Consider the following 24,945-nt stretch of genomic DNA (forward strand, 5'->3'; position numbering starts at 1 on the left):
GGCGCGGGGAACTGCGCGATCGACCAACACGCCGCCGCAGAGACCCTGCGGCCGGAGGGCGTTCAGCCCTTGACGGCGCCCGTGAGCATGCCCTTCTTGAAGTGCTTCTGGACGAACGGTGAGATCACGGCGACCGGCAGCAACGCCATCACCATCACGGCCATCTGGATCGCCAGCGCGGAGATCTGCCCGGTCTTGATCGCCTGGCTCACCCCGACCGGCGCCTCCTGCTTCTGCACCAGCTGGATCATGACGTTCTGCAGCGGCATCATGCTCTGGTCGCTGAGGTAGATCGACGCGTTGAACCAGGCGCTCCAGTACCCCACCGCGTAGAACAGCGTGATCACCGCGATGACGGCCCGCGAGAGCGGGAGGACGATCTGCCAGAGGATCCGCCAGTCCCCCGCCCCGTCGATCCGCGCACTGTCGACGAGTTCCGGCGAGATGTTCATGAAGAACGCCCGCAGCACCAGGATGTTGAAGACGCTGACCGCGCTCGGCAGGATCAGCGCGAGATAGGTGTCGGTCAGTCCCAGCGACTGCACCAGCAGATACGTCGGGATGAGCCCGGCTCCGAAGAACATCGTCGCGAGCAGGGTCATCAGCAGCCAGCGGTGACCCAGCGACCCGCTGCGGGACAGGCCGTAGGCGGCCAGCACCGACACCGTCATGGAGAACACCGTGCCGGCGAGGGTGACGCACACGCTGACGATCGCGGCCCGGGTCACCTGCCCGCCGCTCAGCAGTTCCTGGTAGGCGACGAAGGTGATGCCCTTCGGGATCACCACCAGGCCGCCGGCCGCGTTGATGGTCTGCTTCGTGGACAGGCTGGTGACGATGACGATCCACAGCGGGAAGAGCACCGCGAGGCAGGCACCGGCCAGGACGACGCCCTTGGCCGCGACCCCGGCCCTGCCGGGCTCCTCCTCCCAGACGGGCCGCGGCGGGGCCTCCCAGAAGCGGGGTTCGCGCGCCGCCTCGTCGAGGGCGGCCTTGTCGATGACGGCGGTCACTTCTTGTACACCCCCTGCTCGCCCATGAAGTGGGCCACCTTGTTCGCGGCGAGGACGAGCGCCACGCTCACCAGGCCCTTGATCAGGCCGGCCGCCGCCGCGTAGCTGAAGTCCTGGTTGCGGACGCCGTTCCACCACACATAGGTGTCGAGGACCTCCGCCGCCCCCGGTCCCACCGCGTCGCGTTGCAGCAGGATCTGCTCGAAGCCGACGGTCAGCGCGTCACCGACGCGCAGCACCAGCAGCAGGGCGATCACGGGCCGCAGCGCGGGCAGCGTGACGTGCCACATCCGGCGCCGGCGCCCGGCCCCGTCCATGGCCGCCGCCTCGTACAGGTCGGGGCTCACGGAGGCGAGCGCGGCGAGGAAGACGATGATGCCCCAGCCCGCGTCCTTCCAGACGCCTTCCGACGTCACCAGGAACTTGAAGATCCCCGGGTCGGTCATGAGGTCGAAGCCCTCGTAGCCGTGCCGGCGGAGGGTCTGCGCGATGATGCCCGCCCCGCCGAAGATCTGCTGGAAGACGGTGATCACCAGCACCCAGGAGAAGAAGTGCGGCAGGTAGAGGATCGCCTGCGACACCGCCCGGATCCGGGGCCTGAGCACGCTGTTGATGAGCAGCGCGAGCACGATCGGGATGGGGAAGAACAGCACCAGCTGGAGGCCGAACAGCACGAGCGTGTTCCGCACGGCGTCCCAGAACGCCGAGTCCGCGAAGATCCGCTCGAACTGCTCGACACCCACCCAGGGGCTCTCCAGCATCGCGACGAAGCCGTTGTCGCTGACGTAGGGGTCGTACTCCTGGAAGGCGACGACGTTGCCCAGGATCGGGATGTAGTTGAAGACCAGGACCAGCGTGACGGCCGGCAGGGTCATCAGGATCAGCGTGCGGTCGCGGCGGAACCGCAGCCCGAGGCTCAGTTTGCCGGGGGGTTTCCTCTTCCCCGGCCGCCGTCCGGTGGCGTCCGCCGCCCGGGGAGCTGTTTCGGTGGTCTCCGCCTGGGCCCTGCTGCGCGGCACCGTGCTGTGGGACACGGAGATCTCCTCGCCTCAGCGCCGGGTCACTGCGCGGAACCGTTGGTGTCGTGCAGCTTCTGGTACCAGTCCCGCAGCTTGTCGCCGCCCTGCTTCTTCCAGTCGGAGACGGCCTGCTGCACATCGCTGATCTTCTTGCGGCCGCGGACGGTGTCGTCCTCCAGCTGCTCGAAGTCGTTGGAGAGGTTGGTGTAGCGCGCCGGTTCGGTGATCTGCATGCCCCAGAAGGTGGACTTCTTGGTGAAGGCGCCCATCCGCTGCTGCCACTCCACCTGCTCCTTCGCGATGTCCGGCAGGTCCGGGTGCGCGATGGTCGGGGCGGGGCCGGCCAGCATCACATAGGCGTTGATGACCTCCTGGTTGCCCTTGTCGTTCTTGGTGGGCACCCCGTCCTCGACGGTGTAGTGGGTGCCCTCCACCCCGTAGTTGGTGAGCATGTACTCCTTGGTGCCGTACGGGGCGGCGGTGACGTCGGCCGCGGCCAGGACGTCCTCGACGACGGCCTTGGACGCCTTCTTGTTGACGAAGGCGAAGATGCCAGCGGGCGAGCCGGCCCAGAGGACGGGGTCGCCGCCGTCGGCGCCGAAGATGTCCATGCCGGAGATGCGGAAGTCGGTCTTCTGGCCCGCCTGCTCGGCCATCTTGCCCCACCAGGACGAGATGTTGTCGTTGTAGATCAGCACCTGTCCGGCGGTGAACCGGTCGGCCGCGGTGCCCTGGACCGCCCTCGCGTCGGGGTGGACCACACCCGCCGCGTACAGCTTGCGCACCCACTCCAGCGCCTCGAGGTACTCCTCGGTCTCGACCCGGTAGACCATCTTGCCGTCGGCCAGGTTCCAGCCGAGCGGCTTCTCGCTGCCGGAGAGCACACCGAAGAACTGGAAGGCGGACCACTTCATGTCGTCGCAGGCCCACACCTTGGCCCCGGGCCGGCTGATCTCCTTGGCGAGGGCGAGGAACTCGTCCGGGGACTTGGGGAGTTCGTAGCCTTCCTCGTCGAAGACGTCCTGGCGGTAGAAGGGCACGATGCCGGGGACGGCGGGAGCGGGCTGGGGCAGGCCGCGCAGCTTGCCGCCGAAGATGGAGTACTGCCAGGCGCCGCTCGGGACGGCCGCGAGGTTCGGGTACTTCTTGATCGCGTCCCCGGACAGGTACGGGCCGAGGTCGGCGAACTTGCTGATGATGGCGCTGGGTATCTTGCCGCCCATGTTCCAGCTGGGGATGACCACGACGTCCGGCAGATCGCTGGAGGCGAGCACCGCGCCCAGCTTCTCGTCGTAGGTGTTGCCGTCCTGGTTCTGCCAGGCGATGTCGACGCCGATCAGGTCGTTCATCGCCGTGTAGTAGGCGTTGTCGCCCTTCGGCGGGGTGCCCCAGAACGGCGACATGATCCTGATGCGGCTGCCCTTGCCGAGCTTCTTCGGGACCGAGGTCTTGAGGCCGGCCAGGTCGAGCTTGCCGGTGAAGCCCATGGCCGAGCCGTTCCTGGACGGGATGTCCGGGGAGACCACGTTGCTCGCGACGTAGGCCGGCAGCAGCTTCCTCGCGCTCTTGCCTGACGTCGTGCCGTCCTTCGAGCCGCTGTCCGAACCGCCGCAGGCGGCCAGCAGCGGCATCCCGCCGGTCACGGCCGCGGTGGCGACGGCCGTGGAGGCGAGGAAACTTCTCCGGCTCGGTCCGGAGGAGACGGGGGCGGCGTTCGGCGTCATTGCGTCAACCCTTCATGGCGCACCAGGACACCCGGCGGAGGGCCGTCGGCTGCGGTGTCTCGAGTGGAACTGGCTGAGCCGAAGCGAGCTGTCGACCCACCGGGACTGCCGTAGTCGAAGCGCTTCGATGTTGCTGTGAGGTTAAGTGAACACCCCAGGGCGCACAAGGGTCGTTCACAAACTTCCTCAGCCGTCCGAGAAGGGACCTTTCCTCATGCACTGCTTGAAGTCATGACGCCGCTCCCTTGACACTCGACCTCTCGGCAACCCAGCATCGAAGCGCTTCGAAAGCATCTCCACGATCCATCGCAAGGGGATCCCCACGTGACCGCACACACCCCGTCCACCGAACCGTTCCGTGATCCGCAACTGCCGTTCGCGAAGCGGATCGACGACCTTCTGTCGCGGCTCACGCCTCAGGAGAAGACCGCGTTCCTGCACCAGTTCGCGCCGGCCGTCGAACGGCTCGGCGTCGCCGCCTTCCGCACCGGCCAGGAGGCCCTGCACGGCGTGGCGTGGATGGGCCCGGCGACGGTGTTCCCACAGGCTGTCGGCCTCGGCGCCACCTGGAACCCGGAGTTGGTGCGGCGCGTCGGCGACGCGGTGTCCCGGGAGATCCGCGCGATGCGCGCCGAGGACGACCGGGTCGGCCTGAACGTCTGGTCCCCGACGGTCAATCTGCTGCGCCACCCGCTGTGGGGCCGCAACGAGGAGGGCTACGCGGAGGACCCGAAGCTCACCTCGGCGATCGCCACGGCCTACACGCACGGTCTGCGCGGCGAGCACCCCACCTACTGGCGCACCGCGCCCGTGCTGAAGCACTGGCTGGCCCACAACAACGAGACGGACCGCTCCACGACGTCGAGCTCGGTGCGCCCGCGCGTGCTGCACGAGTACGACCTGCGGGCCTTCCGCGACACCGTCGAGGCGGGCGCGGTGGCCGGGGTGATGCCGGCGTACAACCTGGTCAACGGCCGCCCCAACCACGTCTCCCCGTACCTGGCCGAGCACCTGCGGACCTGGGCCGAGCAGGAGCTGCTGGTCTGCTCGGATGCGGGGGCGCCGAGCAACCTGGTCGACTCCGAGCACTACTTCGACACTCACGAGGAGGCCACCGCCGCCGCCCTCGTCGCGGGTGTCGACAGCTTCACCGACCACGGCACGGACTCCTCGCAGATCATCGGACGGCTGCGCGGCGCCCTGGAGCGCGGCCTGCTGACCGAGGCCGATCTCGACACGGCCGTCCGCCGTCAGCTGTCGGTCCGTTTCCGGCTCGGCGAGTTCGACCCGGGCCACGACCCGCACGACGCGACCGGCGAGTTCGACACCCCGGCGCACCGCGCCCTCGCCCTTGAGGCCGCCGAGCAGGCGATCGTGCTGCTGAAGAACGACGGGGTGCTGCCGCTCGCCCCGGACACCCGGATCGCCGTGGTGGGTCTGCTCGCCGACGAGTGCAAGCTCGACTGGTACAGCGGCACGCTCATCCACCGCTCGACCCCGTTGGAGGGCCTGTACGAGCGGTTCGGCGCGGAGCGCGTGGAGTTCGCGGAGGGCGTGGACCGGGTCAGGTTGAGGACCTCCGCGGGGGTGTTCCTGCACGTGCCGGCGGCCGAGGGGGCAACCGGCGAGGTGCGCGGCGCCGAGGGCGCGCTCGACCCGGCGCTGCTCAGGGGACGCACCGACCTGCCCGTGCTCACGACCGACGCCGCCGGCACCGAACTCGCCCTCGCGGACTGGGGCGAGGGCGTGCTGACCCTGCGCGCCCCCGACGGCCGCCATCTCTCGGTCGCCGAGGACGGCTTCCTGCGCGCCTCCGCCGACCAGCCGGGCGGCTGGATCGTGCAGGAGACGTTCCGCCTGGAACCGCACGGGAACGGGCACCTCCTGAAGCACCTGGGGACGGGGCGGCACGTGTGTGTCTCCGCCGACGGCGTGAAGGTTGCCGACGAGGATCCCGAGGTCTTCGAGCTGATCGTCGCCGAGCGCGGCGAGGAGGCGGTGGCACGTGCCGCCGCGGCGGCCGACGTGGTCGTGGTGGTCGCCGGCAACGACCCGCACATCAACGGCCGCGAGACGGAGGACCGTACGACCCTGCGGCTGCCCGGGCAGCAGGAGCGGCTGCTGCGGGCCGCCCGCGCGGCGAACCCGGCCACCGTGCTGGCGCTGGTCTCCGCCTACCCGTACGCCGTCGACACCGCCGGGCTCCCGGCGATGCTGTGGACCGCGCACGGCGGGCAGGCGGCCGGCACCGCCCTGGCCCGCGTCCTGGCCGGCGACGTCTCCCCCGCCGGCCGCCTCCCGCAGACCTGGTACGCCGACGACGCCGACCTGCCCGGCCTCCTCGACTACGACGTGATCGGCTCCCGCCAGACGTACCTGTACTTCGAGGGCACGCCCCTGTTCCCCTTCGGGCACGGCCTGTCGTACGCCTCCTTCGCGTACGGCGACCTGAGGGCCCGGGTCGGGGACGAGGCGGTGCGGGTCTCCTTCTCGGTCACCAACACCGGTGACGTGACGGCCGACGAGGTGGCCCAGCTCTACGGCCGGGCCGTCGCCCCGTCGGTGCCGCGTCCGCGCCGCGAGCTGCTCGACCACCGCCGCGTCATGCTCGCCCCCGGGGAGACGGCCGAACTGGGCTTCGACGTCCCGCTGACCGCGTTCGCGTTCTGGGACGTCGCCCAGGACCGGTGGCGCGTGGAGCCGGGCGGGTACGAGCTGCTGGCCGGGGCGTCCAGCGAGGACGTCCGGCTGCGGACGACGGTCACGCTCGACGGCGAGCCGGCCCTGCCGCGCGCGGTCCTGGCGACCGGCCTGGCGGCGGCCGGGTTCGACGAGCAGCGGGGCATCGCGATCGTGGACCGGACGAAGGTCTCGGGCGACGCGGTGACTCCGGCGGGCCAGGAGCCGGGCGAACTGGTCTACCGCGCCTGCGACTTCGGCCGGGATGTCTCCCAGGTGACGGTGGAGGTGGCCGGCGAGGGCACGGTCGAGCTGTCCCTCGACAGCGGCCCCGCGCTCGCGGTGCTGTCGCCCACCGCACCGACCTCGGGTCCGTACGACTACGTCTCCCTCAGCGCGTCGATCGCCGCCGCGGGCGTCCACGACGTGCGCCTCACGCTGCGCGGCCCGCTGCGGCTCGCGCACGCCGGCTTCTCCGGTTGAGGGTCCGGAGCAGGCCGGCGTACAGAAGGGGCCCGGCACCGGAAGGCATCGGTGCCGGGCCCCTTCACAGAGCTTACATGAAAATGATTTCCATAAGCCAGAGGGCGGGTCGGACGACCGTCAGAGGTCGATGCCGGTGAGGACCAGCACCCGCTCGTAGGTGTAGTCCTCCATGGCGAACCGCACGCCCTCGCGGCCCACGCCGGACTGCTTGACGCCGCCGTACGGCATCTGGTCGGCACGGTAGGACGGCACGTCGCCGATGACCACGCCGCCGACCTCCAGGGCGCGGTGGGCGCGGAAGGCGGTCTGGAGGTCGTGGGTGAACACGCCCGCCTGGAGGCCGTACTTGGAGTCGTTGACGGCGGCGAAGGCAGCGGCCTCGCCGTCCGCCTTCTGCACGGTCAGGACCGGCCCGAAGACCTCCTCGCAGGAGATCGTCACGTCGCCCGGGACGTCGGCCAGGACGGTCGGCGCGTAGGAGGCGCCGTCGCGCTTGCCGCCGGTGAGCAGGCGCGCCCCGGCGTCCACGGCCTCCTGGACCCATGCCTCGACGCGCTGGGCGGCGTCCTCGCTGACCAGCGGGCCGACATCGGTCTTGTCGTCACTCGGGTCGCCGGTGACCTGGGCCTCGACGGCGGCGACGATGCGCGGCAGCAGCCGGTCGTACACCGAGGCGTCGGCGATGACCCGCTGCACGGAGATGCAGGACTGGCCGCCCTGGTAGTTGGAGAAGGTGGCGATGCGGTTCGCCGCCCGGTCCAGGTCCTCGTCGCTCGCCCAGTCGGCGAGGACGACGGCCGCGCCGTTGCCGCCCAGCTCCAGGGTGCAGTGCTTGCGCGGCACCGAGTCCATGATCGCGTAGCCGACCTTCTCGGAGCCCGTGAAGGAGATGACGGGCAGCCGCTCGTCCTGCACCAGGGCCGGCATCTTGTCGTTGGCGACCGGCAGGATGCTCCAGGAGCCGGCGGGCAGCTCGGTCTCGGCCAGCAGGTCGCCGATGATCAGGCCGGACAGCGGGGTCGCCGGGGCCGGCTTGAGGATGATCGGGGCGCCGGCGGCGATGGCCGGGGCGATCTTGTGGGCGCAGAGGTTCAGCGGGAAGTTGAACGGCGCGATGCCGAGTACGACGCCCTTGGGGAAGCGGCGGGTGAGGGCGAGCCGGCCCTGGCCGCCGAGGTCGGTGTCCAGGCGCTGGGCCTCGCCACCGTTGAACCGCCGGGCCTCCTCGGCCGCGAAGCGGAACACGGAGACGGCACGGCCGACCTCGCCGCGCGCCCACTTCAGGGGCTTGCCGTTCTCGGCGGAGATCAGCTGCGCGATCTCCTCGGTGCGCTCGACGAGGCGCTTGCTGACGTGGTCGAGGGCGGCCGCCCGCACATGGGCGGGGGTGGCGGCGAACTCGTCCAGGACGGCGTGCGCGGCGGCCACGGCCTCCTCGACCTGCGCGTCGGTCGGCAGGCTCACCGTGCCGACGAGCCGCCCGTCCCAGGGGGAGGTGACGTCGAAGGTGTCCTCGCCGGTGGCCTGGCGGCCGGCGAGCCAGAAGGCGTGGGTGGAGGTCATGTGGGTTCCGGCCCTTCGGCGTTGGGGGTGATCGTGTGCTACCGGACCAACGGTAGGCGCGAGGTGGCCGAAGGGCGTTTGTCCGAGCCGTAGCAGTGCGGGACGCGGACACTACGGTTTGGCTACTCGGTACTGCTCGCCTTCAGGGCCAGCCACAGCTCCATCCGGACGTCCGGGTCGTCCAGGGACCGGCCGAGGATCTCCTCCACCCGGCGCATGCGGTAGCGCAGGGTGTGCCGGTGGACGCCGAGATCCGCGGCCGCCGCGTCCCACTGGCCGTGCTTGGACAGCCAGGCGCGCAGGGAGGCCACGAGGTCGCCGCGGCCCGTGGCGTCGTGCTCGTACAGCGGCCGCAGCATGCCGTCGGCGAAGGCCCGTACGGCGTCGTCCGCGAGCAGCGGCAGCACCGATCCGGCCGCCATCTGCTCGTGCTCCACGAGGACGCGTCCGCGCCGCCGCGCCACCGACAGCGCCTGCTCGGCCTGCTTGTAGGCGGCGGACGCGGCGATGGGCCCGGCCGGTGCCGACAGGCCGACGACCAGTTCGTCGTCCTCGCCTCCGGGCACCTTCTCGCGTATACCGGCCCGGGTCGTCTCCAGGGCGGCCGCGTACTCCCCGCAGGCCGCGGCGGCGGCGCCGCGGTCCGCGGCCAGCACCACCAGCCGCTCGCCCTCCGGTACCACCAGTACGGCCTCGCCGGCCCGGGCCGCCGCGGACTCCACGACGTCGGCGAGCACCGCGAGGGGGTCGCCGGTGTCGGCGGCGGCGAGCGCGGCGGCCGAGGGCCGCTCGACGGGTGGCGCGCCCTTGCGCGCCTCGGCCCGGGCCAGCGCGGCCGACGCCGACACCGGCACCCGCTCCGCGACCATGATGCGGAACGGCGCGTCCAGCAGCCCGCCGTACAGGTCCCCGGCGACGGCGCGCGCGTGGTCGGGCTCCCCGGCCAGCAGCATGCGCAGCACCGCCGCGCCGACCCGCTGCTCGGCCGCCTGGAGGGACCGGGAGCGTTCCGTGGTCAGGGTCAGCAGGGCGATGGCCGAGTGGACGGCGTAGCGCTCGGCGGTGCCCGGGGCGGCGGCCGTGCCCACGGCGAGGGCCGCCCGGGGGCGCCGGCCGGTGCCGATGGTGTGCAGCTCGACCCGGTCCTCGTGCTCCGGTCCGCCGACCACGGAGGAGGCGGGCGCGGGGCGGTCCCGCAGCTTCTGCACGTCACCGGTGAGCCGTGCGGCGCGCCGCCCCGCCCACTCCGGTGCCGTGGCGACGACCGCGCCCGAGGCGTCGTACAGCGCCGCCCATCCGTCCACCTGCGAGGCCAGCGCGGCCAGCAGCCCCTCCGGGCCGCCGGTCTGGGCCTGCCGGGTCAGCTCGCGCTGGGCGGCGAACCCGGCGGTGACGGCACGGTACTGGTCGGCGGCGATCGCGGCGGACACGGCCTTGCTGATGGCGAGGAACGGTGTGCGGCGCGGCACCTCCAGCAGGGGCAGGCCCTCCTCGTCGGCAGCGTCGACGAGCGCCTTGGGCGTCTCCTCGTAGTTGACGCCGACGGCGAAGCCGAGCCCGACCACTCCGGCCCCGGCCAGCCGCCGGACGTAGCGGCGCATGGCCTCCGGATCCTCGGCGTCCAGCTTCAGCGCGGTGATCAGCAGCAGTTCCCCGCCCTCCATGTAGGGCACGGGGTCGGCGAGCTCGCTGACGTGCGCCCAGCGCACCGGCACGTCGAGGCGGTCTGCGCCCGCCCGCACGGTCAGCTTCAGCGCGGAGTGGTGGACGAGCGAGGCGAGCGTCGGGGGCATGAGGCCTTCTGCGTCAGGGCTGTGAGATCTCTGTGGTCATTTGGCCGCCGCGTATGAACGACCTGTGACGATTCTGCCTCACCGTACGGTCCCCGCGTACCCGCACGGGTGGGAAGGGGGCGTACGGTCTCCCCGCTCGCCCACCCGGCCGGAACGGGGTCAGCCCCGCAGATCCACCAGCAGCGGAGGCGCGTGCTCGCCCTTGACGTCGGTCAGCGACAGCACCGCGTGCCCCGCCGGCACGGCGTGCGCCAGCTCGGAGGCGGACCAGCGCTCCCGCTCGACCTGCCGCACGGTCACCGCCCGCGCGGTCGGGGCCTTGCCGGTGATCACCCGGCGCAGCATGTGCACGGCCTTGCCCGCCGGGGTCTCCGCGATGATCTGCCGGTCGGTGACATCACGGGCCTCCGTCCACTCCTTGCCCCACACCTCGGCGAAGTCCTGCCCGTCCCACGGCGTGAGTCCCGACAGCGCCATCCGGCAGCCGGTCGCGCCGAGCAGCGGCCCGCGCAGCGGCCGTGCCACGTCGTCCAGGGTCCGCAGGGTGAGCACGACCCCGGCGTTGCCGGACCGCAGCCGCTGGATGCCGCGCACAGCCTCGGGCGTCACCACGCCGGTCGCGTCGTCCAGCAGCAGGCAGGCGAACAGCGACCGGTCCTCGCGTACCGCGACACTCGCCGTGAACTGCGCGAGCACGAGCCGGGCCAGCATCTTGGAGGCGTCGGCGTGCCCGCGCTGGGGCAGGTCGATGCGCACCCGCACCGGGTGGTCGAGGGCCTTGAGCGTGAAGGGCCGGGACTGCCCGGAGGTGTCGAAGAACCCGGCGAAGGCCGGCCGGTCGAGCAGCGCGACACGATCGCCGAGCACCCCGCCGACATCCCCGGGCTGCCCCATCTGCCGCTCCCGGGCGTCGAGCTCCCGCAGCAGCGACTCCTGCCCGGCTTCCTGGAGCCCCTGCCGCAGCGCGGCGAACGGCCCCGGCGCGCCGTCCAGCAGCTGCCGCAGCTCCGGTACGGAGGGGAAACGCCCGTGCACGGCCCGGAACGGCCCGAGCAGCTGGGCGAGGACGGTGGTGGAGCGGCGGCTGTCGCTGCCGGGGTGCGGGTCGGCGAGGTCCCCGACGAGCGCCTCGGCGAGCACGGCCGCGGCCTCGTCCGGGTCGGTGGTGCCGCCGTACAGGTCGAGGTCGTACTCGGACTCCTGATTGCCGATCCGTACGACCACGTCATAGGCGTCGGCCGGCCCGAGCCCCGCGCCTGCCGCCCCGACGACGACCACGGCGGCCCGCCCGGCGAGGGCGTGCAGGCAGAGCGACTCGGCGAGGGGACGAACGACGGTGCCGGTCTTGCCGGACCCTGCGGGGCCGACGGCGACGAGCGAGGTGCCGAGCAGGTCGGGCCCGAGGGCGAGGCCCGTGCCGCGGTAGGCGTACGGGTTGCGGGCGTCGTCGACGGTGGTCCCGAGCCGCACCTGTCCGGTGACGAGGTCGTGCCGGGCGAGCCGGGCGGGGAGGTCGCGCTCCCCGGAGGGGTGCAGGCACGCGGCGGCGCCGTCCTTGAGCACGGCGCCGCTGAAGGTGGCGAGGCTGTGCCGTCCGGTGCGCACGCCCTGCCAGGCCCGCAGGATCCGGGCGTGGTCGACGTCGCGCATCAGCCCGGTGCGGGCTTCGGTTGCGAGGCGCTCGGCGGCGTCGACGGCCCCGGCGGCACGCAGCTCGTTCCACTGGGCCGGGTCGTCCTCGGGGGTCGTACGGGCCTCCTGGGCTTCCGGCCGGCGGAAGCGGGGGGTGACGAAGCGGCGCCAGACCTCGCCCCAGCGGCCGAGCCGGGCCGCCCCGACCATGATCACCAGGGCGACGAGCAGCTCGTAGCCCTGGTAGACGATGAACGTCCCGGTCTCCCCGAGATCGCTGTCACCGCCGCGCCAGGCGTCGGGGACGATCAGGTCGAACGGCACCCACCACCAGGTGCCGATGTACCCGTTCTGCAGCAGCGACCAGATCAGCCAACCGACGAGGAAGGCGATCAGCGCCCCGCTCAGCAGTTGCCGGGTGGGGATCTCCTCGGGTTCCTCCGCGGGCCGCGGCCGGTGCCCGAACCGCCACACCCCCGGCGCGGCGTCGGGACGCGGCGCGCGCAGCCAGGAGAGGAACGCCGATCCGTCCGGCAGCGGTGGCGTCGCCGGTGCCCGGGGCGGCCGGGGAGGCATCGCGGGCACCTCCGGCGGCCCCGCCGGGCGCGGCACGGGACTCGCATGCGTACCCCGCGCGTCCTGCGTCCCGTCGCTGTCCATCGCCCTTGCCCCCTGACCAGCCGCTCCGTCCACCATCAGCGAGCCAATCTAACGCCCTCCCCTGGGGAGTTCACCGCTTACGCGGCCGGGGCGTGGGCACCAGGCCACGAGACGGCCATGTCCACCCCGGACAAGGCGCCCCGCCGACAACGCCCACATGGAGCATGCCCACCCCCCTTCCTCCGCCCTAGCCTGCGAGAAAGGAAGCCAAGCGCCCGTACAGACCATCCGCACCACCCCAGGAGCCCCGCATGACCGCACTTCCGCAGGAGCGCCGCGTCGTCACCGCCATTCCCGGCCCGAAGTCGCAGGAGCTGCAGGCCCGCCGTACCGCCGCGGTCGCGCAGGGCGTGGGGTCCGTGCTGCCCGTGTTCACGGCGCGTGCCGGTGGCGGGATCATCGAGGACGTCGACGGCAACCGGCTGATCGACTTCGGGTCGGGCATCGCCGTGACGTCCGTGGGCGCCTCCGCCGAGGCCGTCGTACGGCGGGCGTCGGCGCAGCTCGCCGACTTCACCCACACCTGTTTCATGGTCACGCCCTACGAGGGCTACGTCGAGGTCGCCGAGGCTCTCGCCGAGCTGACCCCCGGTGACCACGCCAAGAAGAGCGCCCTGTTCAACTCCGGCGCCGAGGCCGTCGAGAACGCCGTGAAGATCGCGCGGGCGTACACCAAGCGGCAGGCCGTCGTGGTGTTCGACCACGGCTACCACGGGCGCACCAACCTGACGATGGCGCTGACCGCGAAGAACATGCCGTACAAGCACGGCTTCGGGCCGTTCGCGCCCGAGGTGTACCGGGTGCCGGTGGCGTACGGCTACCGCTGGCCGACCGGGCCCGAGAACGCCGGCCCCGAGGCCGCCGCGCAGGCCATCGACCAGATCAGCAAGCAGGTCGGCGCGGAGAACGTCGCCGCGATCATCATCGAGCCGGTGCTCGGCGAGGGCGGCTTCATCGAGCCGGCCAAGGGCTTCCTGCCGGCGATCAGCAAGTTCGCCCAGGACAACGGCATCGTCTTCGTCGCCGACGAGATCCAGTCCGGCTTCTGCCGTACGGGCCAGTGGTTCGCGTGTGAGGACGAGGGCATCGTCCCGGACCTCATCACGACGGCGAAGGGCATCGCCGGCGGTCTGCCGCTCGCGGCCGTCACCGGTCGCGCCGAGATCATGGACGCCGCGCACGCCGGTGGCCTGGGCGGCACCTACGGCGGCAACCCGGTCGCCTGCGCGGGTGCGCTCGGCTCGATCGAGACGATGAAGGAGCTCGACCTCAACGCCAAGGCGAAGAACATCGAGGCGATCATGAAGGCCCGCCTCGGCGCCATGGCCGAGAAGTTCGAGGTCATCGGCGACATCCGGGGCCGCGGCGCCATGATCGCCATCGAGCTGGTCAAGGACCGCGCCACCAAGGAGCCGAACCCGGAGGCGACCGCCGCGCTCGCCAAGGCGTGCCACGCCGAGGGCCTGCTGGTCCTGACCTGTGGCACCTACGGCAACGTGCTCCGCTTCCTGCCCCCGCTGGTCATCGGGGACGACCTGCTGAACGAGGGCCTCGACATCATCGAGCACGCGTTCGCCCGCGTCTGAGCCCGCGGCGCGCGCATCTGAGCCGGCCTCCAGGCAGGTGAGCCGCCCCGGTTCTGTCACCGGGGCGGCGAGCGGCAGAGCGTGTGAAGAAGGTGTGCGAGGTGGATGACAGGGCGCCCCGCGGCCTGTCCTGCGCCCCGGCCCTGCCGTAGGTTCTACCCAGATGAGAGATACACCCCGCCCACAGGGGACTGTGGGTGACATCAGGCCGGGGCCTCCCCAGCTTCGACCTGGTCGTGCCCTCGCGCACACAAATGGAGCCTGAGGCTCTAAATCTCCTCACCGATCGGACAGTCGCCCGCCCCAAACCCCCCGGGGCGCGCGACGTTCCGGTCCGGACGGCCGCCCCGGAACCACCCCCCCTGTTCCGGGGCGGCCGACCTCCATTTCCGCGCCCCCGGCCCGGCCGAGAACCTCCGCCGGCAGCCAGATGACCGCGAGCCACATCTCCGTGCCGTGGAGGCCGGGTTCACGTCCCGGGCCGGTGCCGAGGTAGGTGAAGTGGCGGGCCGCCGGTCGGCGTCCGTGCTCGTGCCAAGCTGTGCCCCATGCCGATCTCCGCGAACCAGGAGCGCGCCACGCTCCCGGGTTCCGCCGCTCTCCTGCTCGCCCTTCCGGCCCTCGTGTTCGCCCTGATCACCTGGCAGGTCGCCGCCGACGGCCCGCTCGTCCGGCTCGACGAGCGGCTCAGCCGCGTCCTGGTGAACCCGGACCGCTTCTCGGAACTCCTCGCCGACCTCGGCAACATCCCGGTCGCGGTCCCCGTCCTCGCCCTCGCGCTGGGGTACGTCGCCGTACGCGGGCGCCGCGCCGGTGCGGAGCGCTGGTGGCTCCCCGTCGCCGCGGCGGCCCTGCTCATGGCCCTGGTCCCGGTGCTGATCGTGCCCCTGAAGGCACTGGTGGCCCGCCCGGGCACCCCGGCCGAACCGCCCGGCACCGGCTACTACCCCTCAGGCCACACCGCGACGGCCGCCGTCGCCTACGGCTCCGCGGCCCTGCTCCTGCTCCCCCGGCTGCGCACGACCCTGGCCCGCCGCGCCGTGATCATCCTGTGCGCGGCCCTGGTCCTCGGCGCGAGCTACGGCCTGGTCCGCCGCGGCTACCACTGGCCGCTGGACGTCGTGGGCAGTTGGTGTCTGTGCGCGGTGCTGCTCACGTCGCTGTGGCTGGTCCTGCGGCGGACGGCGGGAGCGGACCGGCCGCGTCGTCCGGCCCTGGAACCCGATCCGCACGACAGGGCCTAGCCGTCGCTCTTCGTCGCCAGCCCCGCCGCCGCCTCGTGCATCGCCAGTTCCAGTAGGGCCGGGTCCGTCAGCATGCCCGAGCCGTCCGGGGGGACCAGCCAGCGGACGCCGCCGGGTGAGGAGCGGCCCGGGTACGGCACAACGATCCAGGTGCCGGCGCCCGCCGTGCGGATGCCGGTGCCGAGCCAGCGGGCAGCGGTGCCCGGCGGGACGAAGAACCCCATGCGGGCGTCACCGAAGTCGACGAGCACGGGGCCCGGCCGGTCGAGGACGCGGGTGAGCACGTCGAGCGTGGCGTACCCGAGTGCGCCGGGGAGGATGAGCACGTCCCAGGCACTGCCGGCGGGCAGCAGCGCGACCCCGAGCGGGTTGCGCTCCCACTCCCAGCGGCAGGCGTCGGGATCGGGTGCCACGGATGCGAGCCACTCGACCGCCGTCTTCGCACCGGTCATCGTCAAAGACCCCCTTCTCTCTCGCCTATCCCCCGGACGCGCGGGGCGTCCGAGGGGCATCACGAGGGAGAAGGGGGTGTCCCCCCGGCCATTACGCGGGTTCCGGTACCTCGTTGGAGTGAACCGGATCACACCCGGTCGATCAGCTGTCGAATCCCAGCCCCAAGCGGTCCATCGTGCGCAGCCACAGATTGCGGCGACCGCCCTGGGCGTCCGCGCGGGCCAGTGACCACTTGGTGAGGGCGATGCCCGTCCAGGCGAAGGGCTCGGGCGGGAAAGGCAGGGGCTTCTTGCGGACCATCTCCAGTTCCGTGCGTTCCGTGCGTTCGCCGGACAGCAGGTCCAGCATCACTTCGGCGCCGAAGCGGGTGGCACCGACGCCGAGGCCGGTGTACCCGGCCGCGTACGCCACCTTGCTCTGGTGGGCGGTGCCGAAGAACGCCGAGAAGCGGGAGCAGGTGTCGATCGCGCCGCCCCAGGCGTGGCTGAAGCGGACGCCCTCCAGCTGCGGGAAGCAGGTGAAGAAGTGCCCGGCGAGCTTGGCGTAGGTCTCGGGGCGGTCGTCGTACTCGGCGCGGACACGGCCGCCGTAGGGGTAGACCGCGTCGTAGCCGCCCCACAGGATCCGGTTGTCGGCGGACAGCCGGAAGTAGTGGAACTGGTTGGCGCTGTCGCCGAGGCCCTGGCGGTTCTTCCAGCCGATCGAGTCGAGCTGCTCGGCCGTGAGCGGCTCGGTCATCAGGGCGTAGTCGTAGACCGGGACGGTGTACGAGCGGACGCGTCTGACCAGGTTCGGGAAGATGTTGGTGCCGAGGGCGACCTGGCGGGCGCGGATCGCGCCGTAGGGGGTGCGTACGGCCATGCCGGGGCCGTACGGCTTCAGGGTGAGGGCGGGGGTGTTCTCGTAGACGCGTACGCCCAGTTCCACGCACGCCCGCTTCAGGCCCCAGGCGAGCTTCGCCGGGTGGAGCATGGCGACGCCCCTGCGGTCCCACAGGCCCGCCTGGAAGGTGGGTGAGTTCACCTGCTCCCGTACGGCGTCGGCGTCCAGGAACTCGACGTCGTCGGCCAGGCCCCGGCGCTGCGTCTCCTCGTGCCACTCGCGCAGTTCACGCGCCTGGTAGGGCTCGGTGGCGACGTCGATCTCGCCGGTGCGCTCGAAGTCGCAGTCGATGGAGTGCCGGGCGAGGGCCGCCTCGATCTCGTCGAGGTTGCTCTCGCCCATCCGCTGGAGCGTGTGGATCTCGTCGGGCCAGCGGGTGAGGCCGTTGGGCAGGCCGTGGGTGAGGGAGGCGGCGCAGAATCCGCCGTTGCGGCCGGAGGCGGCCCAGCCCACCTCGCGGCCCTCCACCAGCACCACGTCCCGCCGCGGGTCGCGCTCCTTGGCGATCAGCGCCGTCCACAGGCCGCTGTAGCCACCGCCGACGACCAGCAGGTCGCAGGTCTCGGAGGTGGTGAGGGCGGGTTCGGGGCGGGGCCGGCCGGGGTCGTCCAGCCAGTACGGGACCGGCTGGACGTCGGAAAGCGAACGGGTCCACTGATTCATGGCGCTCGGGGCCATGATTTCAACTCCCTACGGGGTTATGCCTTCTGCCTGTTGCGGCGGTTTCCGGCAACCATGGAAACCAGGACGAACAGTACGGCGACGACGAACATGGTCGTGCCGATGACATTGATCTGAACGGGCGTTCCGCGCTGCGCCGAACCCCAGACGAACATGGGGAAGGTGACGGTCGAGCCGGCGTTGAAATTGGTGATGATGAAATCGTCGAAGGAGAGCGCGAAGGCGAGAAGCGCGCCCGCGGCGATTCCCGGTGCGGCGATGGGCAGGGTCACCCGGACGAAGGTCTGGAACGGGCCCGCGTACAGGTCCCGGGCCGCCTCCTCCAGTTTGGGATCCATCGACATCACGCGTGCCTTGACGGCCGTGACCACGAAACTCAGGCAGAACATGATGTGCGCGATGAGAATCGTCCAGAAGCCCAGCTGTGCGCCCATGTTGAGGAACAGGGTGAGCAGCGAGGCGGCCATGACGACCTCGGGCATCGCCATCGGCAGGAAGATCAGCGAGTTCACGGCGCCGCGGGCGCGGAACCGGTAGCGGACCAGGGCGAAGGCGATCAGGGTGCCGAGGAGGGTGGCGCCCAGTGTCGCCCAGAGGGCGATCTGGAGGCTGAGGGACAGTGACCCGCACAGCCCGGAGACCCCGCACGGGTCCTTCCAGGCGTCCAGCGAGAACTGCTGCCATTCGTAGTTGAAGCGCCCCTTCGGTTTGTTGAAGGAGAACACCGTCACGACGACGTTCGGCAGGAGCAGATAGCCGAGGGTCAGCAGTCCCGCCAGGACGACGAGATTTCTCTTGAGCCAGTTGACGAAGGGCATTTAGACCAGATCCTCCGTCCCGGACCTGCGGATGTAGAGGGTGACCATGAGCAGAATGGCCGCCATGAGGATGAAGGAGAGCGCCGCGGCCGTCGGATAGTCGAGGACTCTCAGGAACTGTGTCTGGATGACGTTTCCGACCATGCGGGTGTCGGTGGAGCCGAGCAGATCGGCGTTCACGTAGTCACCGGCCGCCGGGATGAAGGTCAGCAGCGTGCCGGAGACGACACCCGGCATCGACAGCGGGAAGGTGACCTTGCGGAAGGTCGTCCACGGCCTGGCGTACAGATCTCCCGCGGCTTCGTGGAGCCGTCCGTCGATGCGCTCCAGCGAGGTGTAGAGCGGAAGGATCATGAACGGCAGGAAGTTGTACGTCAGACCGCACACCACCGCGAGCGGGGTGGCCAGGACGCGGTCGCCGGCGGTCATGCCGAGCCAGTTGGTGACGTCCAGGACGTGCAGCGTGTTGAGCGCGCCGACGACCGGTCCGCCGTCCGCGAGGATCGTCTTCCAGGCGAGGGTGCGGATCAGGAAGCTGGTGAAGAACGGCGCGATCACCAGGATCATGATCAGGTTCTTCCAGCGGCCCGCGCGGAAGGCGATCAGATACGCCAGCGGGTAGCCGAGCAGCAGGCACAGGATCGTCGCCGTGCCGGCGTAGAGCACCGAGCGGACGAACTGCGGCCAGTACGCGGACAGCGCGTCCCAGTAAGTGGCGAAGTGCCAGGTGACCTTGTAGCCCTGCTCCAGGGAGCCCGTCTGCACGGACGTGGAGGCCTGGTAGATCATCGGCAGCGCGAAGAAGACGACCAGCCACAGGATGCCGGGCAGCAGCAGCCAGTACGGCGTGAAACGGCCCCGGCGCTTGGGGGGCCTGGGTGCGGGCGCCCCAGGCGCGAGAGGCGGTGGCGCCTCGGTGAGTGTCGACATCAGGCCGCCTCTTCCACTCCGGCGTCGGCGTCCTGCGCGGCGTCCAGGCCGAAGGTGTGGGCCGGGTTCCAGTGCAGGACGACCTCGGCGCCGGGGACCAGGCGGGGGTCGCGGTCGATGTTCTGGGCGTAGACCTCGAAGTCGGAGCAGACCGGGCTGTCGACGACGTACTGCGTGGAGACGCCGATGAAGCTGGAGTCGGCGATCCGGCCCGTGATGCGGTTGCGGCCCTCGGGGATCTCGCCGGCGTCGTCGGCGTGGGTGAGGGAGATCTTCTCCGGGCGCACGCCGAGCAGCACCTTGCCGCCGGTCGTCGCGGGTGCCGAACATCGCGCGCCGGGCAGGACGAGCTTGCCGCCGCCGGCCTTCAGCACGATCTCCTCGCCGCTCTTGGAGTCGACCTCGGCCTCGATGAAGTTGGAGGTGCCGAGGAAGTTCGCGACGAAGGTGGTGCGCGGGTTCTCGTAGAGCTCGGCGGGTGCGCCCAGTTGCTCGACGCGGCCCGCGTTCATCACGGCGACCGTGTCGGCCATGGTCATGGCCTCCTCCTGGTCGTGGGTGACGTGGATGAAGGTGATGCCGACCTCGGTCTGGATGCGCTTGAGCTCCAGCTGCATCTGGCGGCGCAGCTTGAGGTCGAGGGCGCCGAGCGGTTCGTCGAGCAGGAGCACCTTGGGGTGGTTGATCAGCGCGCGGGCGACGGCGACGCGCTGCTGCTGGCCGCCGGAGAGCTGGTGCGGCTTCTTGCGGGCCTGCTCGCCGAGCTGGACGAGGTCCAGCATCTCGTCGACCTGCTTCTTCACCGACTTGAGGCCGCGCCGGCGCAGGCCGAAGGCGACGTTCTCGAAGATGTCGAGGTGGGGGAAGAGGGCGTAGGACTGGAAGACCGTGTTCACCGGCCGCTTGTACGGCGGCAGGGCCGTCACGTCCTGGTCGCCGAGGAAGACGGTGCCGGCGGAGGGTTCCTCCAGGCCGGCGATCATGCGCAGGGTGGTGGTCTTGCCGCAGCCGGAGGCGCCGAGCAGGGCGAAGAAGGAGCCCTGCGGCACGGTCAGGTCGAGCGGGTGGACAGCGGTGAAGGAGCCGTAGGTCTTGGCTATGCCCGTGAGGCGGACGTCGCCGCCGGGGTCGGTCTTGTTCGTCATGGTGGTCACGCCCCCGTCAGCTTCGCGAACTTCGCTTCGAACTCGGTCTCTTCCTTCGAGCTCAGCGAGCGGAAGGCGTGCGACTTGGCGGCCATGGCCTTGTCGGGAATGATCAGCGGGTTGTTCGCCGCGTCCTCGTCGATCTTCGCGAGTTCGGTCTTCACGCCGTCAACGGGGCACACGTAGTTGATGTACGCGGCGAGTTCGGCGGCGGCCTTCGGCTCGTAGTAGAAGTCGATGAGCCGCTCGGCGTTGGTCTTGTGCCGGGCCTTGTTGGGGATCAGCAGGTTGTCGGTCGACGTCACGTAGCCGCTGTCCGGGATGAGGAAGTCGATGTCGGGGCTGTCCGCCTTGAGCTGGACGACGTCCCCCGCCCAGGCGACACAGGCCGCGAAGTCGCCGCTGGTCAGGTCCGAGGTGTAGTCGTTGCCGGTGAAGCGGCGGATCTGGCCCTTGTCGACGGCCTTCTGGAGGCGGGCGATGGCCGCGTCGTAGTCGTCGGCGGTGAAGTCGGCCGGGTCCTTGCCCATGTCGAGCAGCGTCATGCCGATGCTGTCGCGCATCTCGGACAGGAAGCCGACCCGGCCCTTGAGCTTGGGGTTGTCCAGCAGGTCGGATATCGACTTCACCTCGACGCCGTCGAGGGCCTTCTTGTTGTACGCGATGACGGTCGAGATGCCCTGCCAGACGTACGAGTAGGCGCGGCCCGGGTCCCAGTCGGGGCTGCGGAACTGGGCCGACAGGTTGGCGTAGGCGTGCGGCAGGTTGCTCGGGTCGAGCTTCTGCACCCAGCCGAGGCGGATGAGCCGGGCGGCCAGCCAGTCGGTGAGGACGATCAGGTCGCGGCCGGTGTCCTGGCCCGCGGCGAGCTGCGGCTTGATCTTGCCGAAGAACTCGTTGTTGTCGTTGATGTCCTCGCTGTACTTGACCTTGATGCCGGTCCGCTCGGCGAACTGGTCCAGCGTGGGGTGGTGCTTGCCGCTGTCGTCGACGTCCATGTACTCGGTCCAGTTGGAGAAGTTCACCGTCTTCTCCTTGGCCGAGTGGTCCTCGGCCGAGACGCCGCCCTTGGACTGGCCGGCGGCGGGGATGCCGCAGGCGCTCAGCGTGCCGAGTCCGCCGGCCGCGAGCGCCCCGCCCGCGGAGGCGCGCAGCAGGGACCGCCGGGTGAGGGAGGCCCTGCCGTTCTTGAAACTGCGCCTCATGGCGGCCCGTTGGACCGCGGACAGGCGGTCGGGCTCGTACTGCTCCATGCGCGTGGTGCCCTTTCGGAGGGTGGACGGCCGTTGGTCAGGCGGCCTGCGAACGGCTATCGATCCCCGAACACGGTGCGGTGCCAGTCCTTGGCGGCCACCGCGGTGTTGTCGAACATGACGTGTTTGATCTGGGTGTACTCCTCGAACGAGTACGCGGACATGTCCTTGCCGTAGCCGGAGGACTTGCAGCCGCCGTGCGGCATCTCACTGATGATCGGGATGTGGTCGTTGATCCAGACGCAGCCGGCCTTGATCTCGCGCGTGGCCCGGTTCGCCCGGTACACGTCCCGGCTCCAGGCGGAGGCGGCCAGGCCGTAGGGGGTGTCGTTGGCGAGCGCGAGGCCCTCGTCGTCGGTGTCGAAGGGCAGCACGACGAGGACCGGGCCGAAGATCTCCGACTGGACGACCTCGCTGTCCTGGGCCGCGTCGGCGATGAGGGTGGGCCGGTAGTAGGCGCCCTTGGCGAGCTCCCCCTCGGGTGCCTCGCCCCCGGTCACCACGCGCGCGTAGGCCCGCGCCCGGTCCACGAATCCGGCGACCCGGTCCCGCTGCACGTGCGAGATCAGCGGACCGAGGTCGGTGCCGGCGGCGAAGGGGTCGCCGAGCCGGACCGTCTCCATGAGTGCCGCGGTCCGCGCCACGAAGGCGTCGTACAGCGGCCGCTGCACATACGCGCGCGTGGCGGCCGTGCAGTCCTGCCCGGTGTTGATCAGGGAGCCCGCGACCGCGCCGTGGGCGGCGGCCTCCAGGTCGGCGTCGTCGAAGACCACGAAGGGCGCCTTGCCGCCGAGCTCCAGGTGGAGGCGCTTGACGGTGGCGGTGGCGACCTCGGCGACGCGCTTGCCGACGGCGGTGGAGCCGGTGAAGGAGGTCATGGCCACGTCGGGGTGGCCGACGAGGTGCTCTCCGGCCTCCCTGCCGGTGCCCGTGACGATGTTGATCACGCCGTCCGGGATGCCGGCGTCCGTGGCCGCCCGGGCGAAGAGCAGCGAGGTCAGCGGGGTGAGCTCGGCGGGCTTCAGGACGATGGTGTTGCCCGCGGCGATCGCCGGGAGGATCTTCCAGGCGGCCATCTGGAGGGGGTAGTTCCAGGGCGCGATCGACCCGACGACCCCGATGGGCTCGCGCCGGATGTACGAGGTGTGGTCGCCGGAGTACTCACCGGCGGACTGCCCCTGCAGATGCCGTGCGGCACCGGCGAAGAAGGCGGCGTTGTCGATGGTCCCGGGGACGTCGAACTCCCGGGTCAGCTTCAGCGGCTTGCCGCACTGGAGGGACTCGGCGCGGGCGAAGTCCTCGGCGCGGTCGGCGAGGACCGCGGCGAACCGGTGCAGGGCGTCGGAGCGCTCGCCCGGGGTGGCTCCCGCCCAGCCGGGGAAGGCCGCGCGGGCGGCGGCGACGGCCCGGTCGACGTCGGCCGTGCCCGCCAGTTCGTAGGTGAGGACCTCCTCGCCCGACGCCGGGTCGACGACCGCGTGCGTGCGGCCGGAGGTACCCCTGGTCAGGCGCCCCGCGATGTACTGCGCGCCCTCCGCGAAGCGCTCCTCGGCCGGAAATCGGTCCGGGGTGGCAATGCCCGGGTTGTGCATGTCGCTCTCCTCCGTGTCCCCTGGTGGGGCCGGCGTGGCTCAGGCTCGATTTGAGTGCCGATCCTGACAGAGGTATGCCACTCCAACAAGTGATTCCGTTGTTGATTTTTGGTTACGCGACGGAATCTGTCGACCAGGTGTCGAGTCCGCCGCGAAAAGGCAGGACGCTGTGTCAGTGGTGCGTGCCACACTCGCGTGCATGGAGAAGATCACGGGGGCGGTCGGCTCGCAGGAGGCCCTGATCAGCGCGGTCCATGCGGGGGCCAGGGTGAAGTATCTGCACTTCTGGGGGCACCGGCCGCGGCCGGACGGCCGGACCGGGGCGAGCTGTCTGAGCCAGTGGTGGCCGGCGCCGTTCACCGTGGACGGCGTGGCCTACGCGACGGCGGAGCACTGGATGATGGCCGGCAAGGCCCGGCTCTTCGGGGACGCTGCGGCGGAGCGTGCCGTGCTGGCCGCGGAGCATCCCGCCGAGGCGAAGAAGGCCGGGCGGCTGGTGCGCGGGTTCGACGAGGCGGTGTGGGCGCGGGAGCGGTTCCGGATCGTCGTGGAGGGCAGCGTCCACAAGTTCGGCGCGCACCCCGAGCTGCTGGGGTATCTGCTGGGCACGGGCGACCGGGTGCTGGTGGAGGCGAGCCCCGTGGACCGGGTGTGGGGCATCGGGCTGGCCGCGGACGACGAGGCGGCGGCCGATCCGCAGCGGTGGCGGGGGCCGAATCTGCTGGGCTTCGCGCTGATGGAGGCGCGGGAGCGGCTGCGGGCGGGAGCATGAGCAAGGGGCCGGTCCTCGGGACCGGCCCCTTGTGAAGCTGCGGGAGCCGCGTCAGGACGCGGCGCCGAGACCGCCCATGATGCTGGCGAACAGCAGGAAGCCCAGCAGCGGAAGGATCACGGTGGCGATGATGCCGCAGACCAGGCCGGCGGTCGCCGCGCCCTTGTTCGTGGCCTCACCGCGGGTGGCCCTGCCGCGGCCGATGGCGCCGAAGATGATCGCGAGAATGCCCAGGATCACGCCGAAGAACCACATGATGAACGTGACGCTGCAGACCACGCCGATGATGCCCAGCACCAGTCCCGTGGTGCCCATGCCGTTGCTGGGCTGCGCGGGCATCCCGTAACCGGGCGCCTGCGGGTAGCCCACGGGCGGCGCGGCGGGGTAGCCGGGGCCGCCCTGGGGGTAGCCGTATCCCGGTCCGGGCTGCTGCGGGTAGCCGTATCCCGGGGCCGGCTGCTGCGGCGGCTGGGCCGGTGGGCCGAAACCACCCGGCGGCGGGTTGATGTTGGACATGGACGAACTCCCCTCCGTTGTCAGACCAAGGCATCGTAGTGGCCAACTCGGCCGTGCAGAGCCCTGGTTTCAGCGGTGGGACGCGGCGGTGGCCACCGGGCCGAGGGTCCCGTAGTAGGGGTCGTCGTTCCTGTCGCTGTTGATCGCGGCCGTGATGCCGACGGCGATCAGCACGATCACGGCGATGCCGAGGATGATCCCGATGATGCCCATGATCAGACCCGCCTGGGCCTGCCCGTGGTTGGTGGCCACTCCGGCCTCGGCGCGCTTGCGGCCCTTGATGCCGAAGACGACGGCGAGGATGCCGGTGATCAGCGAGACCACGCCATAGAGGCAGAAGAGGGTGCAGGAGACGATGCCGAGCACCATCGCGGCGATGCCCAGGCCGTTCTGGGGGGCCGGGGGCATGCCGGGCCAGCCGTAGCCGGACTGGGTGTATCCGGACTGCGGGTAGCCCGGGTAGCCGTAGCCGCCGGGCGCTCCCGGGCCGGTGGGGGCCACGGG

The 24,945-nt window shown here is 71.2% G+C and carries 19 protein-coding genes and 1 pseudogene; 5 read left to right on the top strand and 15 right to left on the bottom strand.

Going from position 1 to position 24,945, the window contains the following annotated elements:
• Positions 1-62: 62 nt before the first annotated feature.
• Genes K4G64_RS15000 through K4G64_RS15010 form a run of 3 tightly spaced genes read right to left on the bottom strand, consistent with a single transcriptional unit; the run spans position 63 to position 3,756 of the window.
• Positions 63-1,013, bottom strand: coding sequence for a carbohydrate ABC transporter permease (locus K4G64_RS15000; RefSeq protein ID WP_221756541.1), 951 nt, complete (start codon positions 1,011-1,013; stop codon positions 63-65).
• Entirely contained in the window at positions 1,010-2,047 is a 1,038-nt protein-coding gene (locus K4G64_RS15005) for a sugar ABC transporter permease (protein ID WP_221756542.1), read from the bottom strand. Before K4G64_RS15005 ends, K4G64_RS15000 begins: the two co-directional genes overlap by 4 nt.
• A gap of 26 nt (positions 2,048-2,073) precedes the next feature.
• On the bottom strand, positions 2,074-3,756 hold the full coding sequence (locus K4G64_RS15010; protein ID WP_221756543.1) for an extracellular solute-binding protein: 1,683 nt from the start codon (positions 3,754-3,756) through the stop codon (positions 2,074-2,076).
• A 324-nt stretch (positions 3,757-4,080) separates the two neighbouring features.
• On the opposite strand from K4G64_RS15010, the gene K4G64_RS15015 reads away from it, so the two are divergent.
• Positions 4,081-6,918 (top strand): glycoside hydrolase family 3 C-terminal domain-containing protein, encoded by a 2,838-nt coding sequence (locus K4G64_RS15015; RefSeq protein WP_221756544.1) that lies wholly within the window; start codon positions 4,081-4,083, stop codon positions 6,916-6,918.
• Positions 6,919-7,038: 120 nt separating this feature from the next.
• Here the strand turns inward: K4G64_RS15015 and K4G64_RS15020 are convergent, their stop codons facing one another.
• The 3 genes from K4G64_RS15020 to K4G64_RS15030 form a co-directional block, all read right to left on the bottom strand.
• Complete coding sequence (locus K4G64_RS15020) at positions 7,039-8,484, bottom strand: aldehyde dehydrogenase family protein (RefSeq protein WP_221756545.1); 1,446 nt, start codon at positions 8,482-8,484, stop codon at positions 7,039-7,041.
• A 122-nt stretch (positions 8,485-8,606) separates the two neighbouring features.
• Positions 8,607-10,277, bottom strand: a complete 1,671-nt coding sequence (locus tag K4G64_RS15025) for a PucR family transcriptional regulator (protein WP_221756546.1) — start codon at positions 10,275-10,277, stop codon at positions 8,607-8,609.
• A 159-nt stretch (positions 10,278-10,436) separates the two neighbouring features.
• Positions 10,437-12,569, bottom strand: a complete 2,133-nt coding sequence (locus K4G64_RS15030; RefSeq protein WP_221756547.1) for an ATP-binding protein — start codon at positions 12,567-12,569, stop codon at positions 10,437-10,439.
• A 251-nt stretch (positions 12,570-12,820) separates the two neighbouring features.
• Here K4G64_RS15030 and gabT point away from each other — a divergent pair, with 251 nt between their 5' ends.
• The 3 genes and pseudogenes from gabT (at position 12,821) to K4G64_RS15040 (ending at position 15,399) form a co-directional block, all read left to right on the top strand.
• Positions 12,821-14,155, top strand: a complete 1,335-nt coding sequence (gabT, locus tag K4G64_RS15035; protein WP_221756548.1) for a 4-aminobutyrate--2-oxoglutarate transaminase — start codon at positions 12,821-12,823, stop codon at positions 14,153-14,155.
• A gap of 163 nt (positions 14,156-14,318) precedes the next feature.
• A pseudogene (locus tag K4G64_RS40170) lies at positions 14,319-14,531 on the top strand (phosphoesterase); the annotation flags it as partial.
• A gap of 172 nt (positions 14,532-14,703) precedes the next feature.
• Positions 14,704-15,399, top strand: coding sequence for a phosphatase PAP2 family protein (locus tag K4G64_RS15040; protein WP_221756549.1), 696 nt, complete (start codon positions 14,704-14,706; stop codon positions 15,397-15,399).
• Here K4G64_RS15040 and K4G64_RS15045 read toward each other — a convergent pair.
• The 7 genes from K4G64_RS15045 to K4G64_RS15075 all read right to left on the bottom strand — a co-directional run bounded on the left by K4G64_RS15045 (position 15,396) and on the right by K4G64_RS15075 (position 23,153).
• On the bottom strand, positions 15,396-15,851 hold the full coding sequence (locus tag K4G64_RS15045) for a hypothetical protein (protein ID WP_221756550.1): 456 nt from the start codon (positions 15,849-15,851) through the stop codon (positions 15,396-15,398). The genes K4G64_RS15040 and K4G64_RS15045 overlap by 4 nt on opposite strands.
• Positions 15,852-15,993: 142 nt before the next feature.
• Positions 15,994-17,412, bottom strand: a complete 1,419-nt coding sequence (locus K4G64_RS15050; protein ID WP_221756551.1) for an FAD-binding oxidoreductase — start codon at positions 17,410-17,412, stop codon at positions 15,994-15,996.
• A 20-nt stretch (positions 17,413-17,432) separates the two neighbouring features.
• Complete coding sequence (locus K4G64_RS15055; RefSeq protein ID WP_185012161.1) at positions 17,433-18,233, bottom strand: ABC transporter permease; 801 nt, start codon at positions 18,231-18,233, stop codon at positions 17,433-17,435.
• On the bottom strand, positions 18,234-19,163 hold the full coding sequence (locus tag K4G64_RS15060) for an ABC transporter permease (protein ID WP_221756552.1): 930 nt from the start codon (positions 19,161-19,163) through the stop codon (positions 18,234-18,236).
• The gene (locus K4G64_RS15065; RefSeq protein WP_221756559.1) at positions 19,163-20,308 is read right to left on the bottom strand and encodes an ABC transporter ATP-binding protein; all 1,146 of its coding nucleotides are present in this window, start codon (positions 20,306-20,308) and stop codon (positions 19,163-19,165) included. The genes K4G64_RS15060 and K4G64_RS15065 overlap by 1 nt, the downstream gene beginning before the upstream one ends.
• A 5-nt stretch (positions 20,309-20,313) precedes the next feature.
• Positions 20,314-21,561: a spermidine/putrescine ABC transporter substrate-binding protein gene (locus tag K4G64_RS15070; protein ID WP_221756553.1), complete on the bottom strand. Its 1,248-nt coding sequence runs from the start codon at positions 21,559-21,561 to the stop codon at positions 20,314-20,316.
• Between the two features lie 56 nt (positions 21,562-21,617).
• Positions 21,618-23,153: a gamma-aminobutyraldehyde dehydrogenase gene (locus tag K4G64_RS15075; protein ID WP_221756554.1), complete on the bottom strand. Its 1,536-nt coding sequence runs from the start codon at positions 23,151-23,153 to the stop codon at positions 21,618-21,620.
• 199 nt (positions 23,154-23,352) lie between these two features.
• On the opposite strand from K4G64_RS15075, the gene K4G64_RS15080 reads away from it, so the two are divergent.
• Positions 23,353-23,925, top strand: a complete 573-nt coding sequence (locus K4G64_RS15080) for an NADAR family protein (protein WP_221756555.1) — start codon at positions 23,353-23,355, stop codon at positions 23,923-23,925.
• Positions 23,926-23,976: 51 nt separating this feature from the next.
• On the opposite strand, the gene K4G64_RS15085 is transcribed toward K4G64_RS15080, so the two are convergent.
• Together K4G64_RS15085 and K4G64_RS15090 are read right to left on the bottom strand one after the other, a co-directional pair.
• The gene (locus tag K4G64_RS15085) at positions 23,977-24,441 is read right to left on the bottom strand and encodes a DUF4190 domain-containing protein (protein WP_221756556.1); all 465 of its coding nucleotides are present in this window, start codon (positions 24,439-24,441) and stop codon (positions 23,977-23,979) included.
• A gap of 69 nt (positions 24,442-24,510) precedes the next feature.
• Positions 24,511-24,945: DUF4190 domain-containing protein (locus K4G64_RS15090; protein WP_221756557.1), on the bottom strand; the 435-nt coding region annotated here is incomplete at its 5' end.

This window comes from Streptomyces sp. WAC04114 (genome assembly GCF_019733245.1).
Classification (GTDB): domain Bacteria; phylum Actinomycetota; class Actinomycetes; order Streptomycetales; family Streptomycetaceae; genus Streptomyces; species Streptomyces massasporeus_A.